The organism is Bradyrhizobium sp. AUGA SZCCT0431 (genome assembly GCF_018131065.1).
GTDB lineage: Bacteria > Pseudomonadota > Alphaproteobacteria > Rhizobiales > Xanthobacteraceae > Bradyrhizobium.
Window position 1 is genome coordinate 45570 of the sequence record NZ_JAFCLR010000052.1, and the last position, 6569, is coordinate 52138.

Genomic DNA, 6569 nt, shown 5'->3' on the forward strand with positions numbered 1-6569 from the left:
CCGCTTCGGATGATAAAAACTCATATATGAGGGAAGTGGAGAGATGATCGCCAGGCTGCCGTCGCTGAATGGATTGCGCGCCTTCGAGGCTGCCGCCCGGCATCTGAGTTTCACGCAGGCGGCGGCCGAGCTGAACGTCACCCAGACCGCGATCAGCCATCAGATCAAACGGCTGGAAGAAGAGCTCGGCGTCCGCCTGTTCGTGCGCCAGAACCGGGCGCTGACGCTGACGCCGCAGGCGGTGGATTACCTGCCCGGCATCCGCGCCGCGTTCAACGATCTGCGGCTCGCCACCGATCGACTGCTGCGCAAGGACGACGACCATGTGCTGACGGTCTCGACGCTGGCCTCGCTCGCCGCCAAATGGCTGTTGCCGCGCCTTTCCGCGTTCCAGGAAGCGCATCCGGGGATCGACGTGCGTATCACCACCTCGACCAATCTGGTCGACTTCCAGCGCGACAATGTCGATGCCGCGATCCGCTACGGCCGCGGCCAGTGGGCGGGGCTGCGCGCCGACTGGCTGATGGCGGACGAGCTGTTTCCGGTGTGCAGCCCGGATCTCTTGAAGGGCAACAAGCCGCTGAACTGCCCGGAAGACCTCCGGGAGCACGTGCTGCTGCATACCAGCAACGTCAACAGCGACGACTGGCGGCTGTGGCTGACTGCGGCCGGCCTGCCGGCGGACTTTTCCAAACAGCCGGGCGTGACCTTCGACCTCATCTTCATGACGGTGCAGGCTGCCATCGACGGCCTCGGTGTCGCGATGGGCCGCACCGCCTATGTCGAGGAGGACATCGCCAAGGGCCGCCTGGTGGTGCCCTTCAAGATCACGCTGCCGACCGATGCCGGATTCTATCTGGTCTCGCCCGCGGGACGAACGGACCCGCCGAAATTGTCGGCGTTCCGGCAATGGCTGGTTGCCTCGGTACAGAACAAGCCCTGAAAGACCGACATTCCGCGTTCTCAGGGCACCTCCGCTGTTTTGCGGGTTGTCGCTACGCCCAACTGTGCCAAATTGTCGCATCAAGCAGGCTAACTGTCTCGATGAACGAGACTTTTTGCGCCGGCGGCAACATACCGGGAGACGGCGTCATGGCGCAGGCAAGTGGTGCGGAAATACCGCAAATCAAATCGCGTATCGGCGCCATCCTGCGCGCGACCAGCGGCAATTTCCTCGAGCAATTCGATTTCTTCCTGTTCGGATTTTACGCCAGCGCCATCGCGAAGGCGTTCTTTCCTGCCCAGAACGAAACGGCGGCGCTGCTGAATGCGTTCGGGGTGTTCTGGCTCGGCGCGCTGATGCGCCCGGTCGGCGCCATCGTGCTCGGCTCCTATATCGACCGCATCGGCCGGCGCCGGGGTTTGATCGTGACGCTCGGGATCATGGCGATCGGGACGGTCGTGATCGCCTTCTGTCCGGGGTATGAGACGATCGGCATCGCCGCTCCCGTCATCGTGCTGCTTGGCCGGCTGCTGCAGGGATTTTCCGCCGGCGTCGAACTCGGCGGCGTCTCGGTCTACCTGGCGGAGATTGCCACCCCCGGCAACAGGGGCTTCTACACCTCGTTTCAATCTTCCAGCCAGCAGGTCGCCATTTTTGTTGCCGCGATTCTCGGCTATGTGCTGAGCGAGGTGATGCCGGCCGAAACGGTTGCGGCGTGGGGCTGGCGCATTCCATTTTTCATCGGCTGCCTCATCATTCCCTTCATTTTCGTGCTGCGGCGGACGCTGGAAGAAACGCCCGACTTCCTGGCCATGAAAAAGCATCCGAGCGCATCGGAGGTGTTCGCGTCCGCGGTGGCAAACTGGCGCATCGTCATTCTCGGCATGATGATGGCGGTGTTGACCACCACGACCTTCTACTTCGTCACCGTCTACACGCCGACCTTCGGCAAGACCGTGCTGAAGCTGTCCACGCCGGACGCCCTCATCGTCACCCTCCTGGTGGCCGTGGCCAATTTCATCTGGAATCCGGTCGGCGGCGCGCTGTCCGACCGGATCGGGCGCAAGCCGGTATTGCTGACGATTGCATGCCTGTCCCTGGTGACCGCCTATCCGGCACTGCACTGGCTGATCGCGGCGCCCACATTCGGCAAGATGCTGGCCGTCGAAATGATGTTCTCGTTCTATTTCGGCGTTTACAGCGGCACCATGCTGGGCGCGCTGGTCGAGGTGGTGCCGGCGCATGTCCGGACCACGTGTTTCTCGCTGGCCTTTGCGCTCGCCGCGGGCCTGTTCGGGACGTTTACGCCATTTGCGTCGACCTGGCTGATCGGTCACACCGGCGACAAGGCATCCCCCGCCTACTGGCTGATGTGCGCCGCGGCGCTGGGCATCATCGCAGCGCTCGCCATCTATCGCGACGGAGAAACGATCGCGACCCGCGACGCCGTTCCCGCGTAGAACATTGCAGGGATGCGCCGGGTAATGGACTGCCCGGCGGCGCAGGGCTAACGCATATGGCTGATTGCATCGGTGCAGAATAAACCCTGACGGATCATTCCGCGAAGCGCGCCGCATCCGACATTGTCGCATGTCGCGCGTCCGCCAATTTGATTTCCATGCAAACAACGATAACAAGAGCGCATGGTGGATTTGAAACGCAGGTTCGATGTTCTGGTGATCGGCGGCGGCAACGCCGCGCTGTGCGCCGCGATCAGCGCCCGCAGGTCCGGCGCCTCGGTGCTGGTGCTGGAGGGCGCGCCGAAATTCTATCGCGGCGGCAATACCCGCCATACCCGCAACATGCGCTGCGCCCATGACGCCGCGACCGACATCCTCACCGGGCCCTACACCGAAGAGGAATTCTGGCAGGATCTGTTGCTGGTGACCGGCGGCGAGACCGACGAAGAGCTGGCAAAATTCATGATCCGGGAGTCCAAGGACATCCTGAACTGGATCGTCGAACAGGGTGTGCGCTGGCAGCCGTCGCTCGGCGGCACGCTCAGCCTCGGCCGCACCAATTCGTTCTTCCTCGGCGGCGGCCGCGCGATGCTGAACGCGCTGTATCTCACCGCCGAACAGCTCGGCGTCCAGATCACCTATGACGCCGAGGTCGCCGACCTCCACATCGAGGACGGCATGTTCCTGGCAGCTCACCTGAAGCAGCCGATCGATGGGGTCACCGAAATCCGCGCCTCGGCGCTGGTCGCCGCGGCCGGCGGCTTTGAAGCCAACATCGAATGGCTGAAGGAATATTGGGGCGAGGCCGCCGACAACTTTCTCATTCGCGGCACGCCCTATAACCGCGGCTCGATCCTGAAAATGCTGCTGGCCAAGGGCGTGCAGGACATCGGCGATCCCACGCAATGCCATGCGGTCGCGATCGACGCCCGGGCGCCGAAATTCGACGGCGGCATCATCACGCGGCACGACTCGGTCGTGTTCGGCATTGTCGTCAACAAGCACGCCCAGCGCTTCTACGACGAGGGCGAGGACATCTGGCCGAAGCGCTACGCGATCTGGGGCCGGCTGGTGGCGGCCCAGCCCGACCAGATCGCCTACATCATTTTCGATTCGGCTGTGGTGACGAGCTTCATGCCGACGCTGTTCCCGCCGATCGCGGGCGGCACCATCGCCGAGCTCGCAGGCAAGCTCGAACTCGATCCGGTGGCGCTTGAGAAAACCATCACCGATTTCAACGCCGCGGTGCAGCCCGGCACGTTCGATCACACCATCCTGGATGATTGCCGCACCGAAGGCATCACGCCGCAAAAAACGCATTGGGCGCGCAAGATCGAGGCCGCGCCGTACCTCGCCTATCCGGTGCGGCCCGGCATTACGTTTACCTATCTCGGCACCCGTGTGAACAAGCAGTCGCGCATGCTGATGAAGGACGGCAAGCCTTCCGCCAACATGTTCGCCGCCGGCGAGATCATGGCCGGCAACGTGCTGGGCAAGGGCTACGCCGCCGGCATCGGCATGACCATCGGCAGCGTGTTCGGACGGGTGGCGGGACGGGAAGCGGCCAGAAATGCGAAGAACTAACGGCCGCCAATACACACGGGAGGGTTCATGTCGCGATTTGCTTTTCTTTCCATTGCAGTCCTCCTGATGACGGGTGCTGCTGGCGCCGCCGAGCCGATCGCGTTGCGCGACATGGGCTCGTTCCATGTCGGCGGCCGGCTGGTCGAAATCTCCGGCAAGCCGGTGAAGGAAGTGACGTTCACGCCGGGCGGCGTGCCCGCGAAAGTCGACCCGAACGGCACCTACCAGGTCGAGCAGATGTATGTGCAGTATTTTCTGCCCGCCGTTGAGAAGGGCGCCTATCCGCTGCTGATGTGGCATGGCGGCGGGCTGACCGGCGTCACCTATGAGACCACGCCGGACGGACGCGAAGGCTGGCTGAACTATTTTCTGCGCAAGGGCTGGGCCGTCTACAATTCGGATGCCGTCGAGCGCGGCCGCGCCGGCTGGGCGCAATATCCTGACATCTTCAAGAGCGAGCCGGTGTTCCTCACGACAGCCAATCCGTTCGAGCGCTTTCGCATCGGCGACGGCGCCGGTTCCTACAATGCCGATCCGGCCAAGCGAAAGCTGCTGCCGGGCAATCAGTTTCCGAACGACGGCTATGAGAACTTCGTCAAGCAGAACGTGCCGCGCTGGACCACCACCGATGATGCGATTATCGCCGCCTATATCGCCGAGATCGACCGCGTCGGCCCCTCCATCATCCTGTTCCACAGCCAGGCCGGCAGTTTCGGCTTCAAGGTGGCGCAGGCGCGGCCCAACAAGGTCAAGGCGCTGATCGCGATCGAACCGGCCGGGGTCGGCGATCCCGCCAAGGTCGAAAGCTTGAAGAACATCCCGACGCTGATCGTCTATGGCGACTACATCGAGCAGGACTCGCGCTGGCCGAAGATCCGCGCCACCGGCGTCGCCTTTGCGGAAAGCATCAAGGCTGCCGGCGGCAGCGTCGATGTCGTCGACCTGCCGAAGGCCGGCATCAAGGGCAATTCGCACATGGTGATGATGGACAAGAACAATGCCGAGGTCGCGGCCCTGATCCAGAAATGGCTCGAAGGCAAGGGTCTCACCAAGTAACCGACGCGTCGAAAGCATAGCGTTTTCAAGCGAAGTGGCCACCGGTTCGCGTGAAGAAAACGCGTCAAACAAGAAGAGCACCGCGCAATGCACGGAACGAGAATTCTGGAGGAGGCGGACCGCCTGATGACGGTCTGCAATTCCTGCCGCTATTGCGAGGGGCTCTGCGCGGTGTTTCCGGCGATGGAAATGCGGCGCGCGTTTTCCGACGGCGACCTCAACTACCTCGCCAACCTCTGCCACGGCTGCGGCGCGTGCTACACCGATTGCCAGTTCTCGCCGCCGCATGAATTCAACGTCAATGTGCCGCAGACGCTTGCCGTCGCGCGAAACGAATCCTACGCCGCCTATGTGTGGCCCCGCGCCTTTTCCGGCGCCTTCGCGCGCAACGGCCTCGTGATCAGCATCGTTGCCGCGCTCAGCGTCGCCGCCTTCATCTTCGGCTTTGCCGCCTTCCACGACCGGCAAGTGCTGTTCGGCGTCCACACCGGCCCCGGCGCGTTCTACAAATTGATGCCGCACAATGCGATGGCGGCGCTGTTCGGCGCCGCCTTCCTCTATTCGATCGTGGCGCTTGTGATGGGCGTGCGCGCGTTCTGGCGCGATATCGGCGAGCCCGTGGGCATGCGCGCCGATGCTGGCTCGATTTGGCAGGCGATCCGCGACGCCGGCGAGTTGCGTTATCTCGACGGCGGCGGGGTCGGCTGCTTCAACGAGGACGATCGCCCGACCGACCGCCGCAAGATCTATCACCACCTCACGTTCTACGGTTTTGGACTGTGCTTTGCTTCGACCAGTGTCGCGACGCTCTATCATTATTTTCTGGCGCGTCAGGCGCCCTATCCGTGGTGGGACCTGCCGGTGGTGCTGGGCACGCTCGGCGGCATTGGGCTGTTGATTGGACCCGTGGGATTGCTCCTCGAAAAATCGAAGCGCGATCCGGTACTTGTCGATGAAAAACGCCTCGGCATGGATGTCGCATTCATCGTGATGCTGTTCCTGACCAGCCTGACCGGCATGGCGCTGCTGCTGCTGCGAGCAACGCCGGCGATGGGTCCGCTACTGGCGCTGCATCTCGGCGTGGTGTTCTCGCTGTTCATCACCATGCCTTATGGAAAATTCGTGCATGGCATCTATCGCTTCGTCGCCCTGGTGCGCTATGCACGGGAGCGGCGGATGATGGGGCATGTGTGACGCGGGGATCTCCGACGTCGTCATTGCGCATCTCAGCCCTCTCCACGCGTCGTCCCGGCCTTGAGCCGGGACCCATACTCCGCGGCGTTCATTGTTTTAGGAAGGTATCTCACGCCAGCGCTCTCACGGATGGGCCGCGGCGTATGGGTCCCCCGATGCGCAATTGCGCATCTGAGCTCAAGGCCGGGACGACAAAAATTATTCTCGCGGCGCATTGCGCCCGAGCTTTGCCAGAAACTCCTTACCCTCGAAGACAGAGGGCGCAGGGAAGACCGGGTGCGCGCTGCACCCGCGGTCTCGCGTGCGGTTTGCACAAAACAAAATGCACACGA

General features: G+C 63.0%; 5 protein-coding genes. All 5 read left to right on the forward strand.

The window, feature by feature from the left end:
* Nucleotides 1–43: 43 nt before the first annotated feature.
* The 5 genes from JQ567_RS33730 (at nt 44) to tcuB (ending at nt 6237) form a co-directional block, all read left to right on the forward strand.
* On the forward strand, nt 44–943 hold the full coding sequence (locus JQ567_RS33730) for a transcriptional regulator GcvA (protein ID WP_212442819.1): 900 nt from the start codon (nt 44–46) through the stop codon (nt 941–943).
* A 149-nt stretch (nt 944–1092) separates the two neighbouring features.
* Nucleotides 1093–2403 (forward strand): MFS transporter, encoded by a 1311-nt coding sequence (locus tag JQ567_RS33735; protein ID WP_212442820.1) that lies wholly within the window; start codon nt 1093–1095, stop codon nt 2401–2403.
* A 183-nt stretch (nt 2404–2586) separates the two neighbouring features.
* Nucleotides 2587–3987, forward strand: coding sequence for an FAD-dependent tricarballylate dehydrogenase TcuA (tcuA, locus tag JQ567_RS33740; RefSeq protein ID WP_212442821.1), 1401 nt, complete (start codon nt 2587–2589; stop codon nt 3985–3987).
* A 27-nt stretch (nt 3988–4014) separates the two neighbouring features.
* Complete coding sequence (locus JQ567_RS33745) at nt 4015–5043, forward strand: esterase (protein WP_212442822.1); 1029 nt, start codon at nt 4015–4017, stop codon at nt 5041–5043.
* An 87-nt stretch (nt 5044–5130) separates the two neighbouring features.
* Entirely contained in the window at nt 5131–6237 is a 1107-nt protein-coding gene (gene tcuB / locus JQ567_RS33750) for a tricarballylate utilization 4Fe-4S protein TcuB (protein ID WP_212442823.1), read from the forward strand.
* The last annotated feature ends 332 nt before the right edge of the window (nt 6238–6569 follow it).

Excerpts from the sequence above, each read along its gene's own strand:
- JQ567_RS33730 (WP_212442819.1), top strand. The coding sequence starts at position 44 with ATGATCGCCAGGCTGCCGTCGCTGAATGGATTGCGCGCCTTCGAGGCT.
- JQ567_RS33735 (WP_212442820.1), top strand. The coding sequence starts at position 1,093 with ATGGCGCAGGCAAGTGGTGCGGAAATACCGCAAATCAAATCGCGTATC.
- tcuA (WP_212442821.1), top strand. The coding sequence starts at position 2,587 with ATGGTGGATTTGAAACGCAGGTTCGATGTTCTGGTGATCGGCGGCGGC.
- JQ567_RS33745 (WP_212442822.1), top strand. The coding sequence starts at position 4,015 with ATGTCGCGATTTGCTTTTCTTTCCATTGCAGTCCTCCTGATGACGGGT.
- tcuB (WP_212442823.1), top strand. The coding sequence starts at position 5,131 with ATGCACGGAACGAGAATTCTGGAGGAGGCGGACCGCCTGATGACGGTC.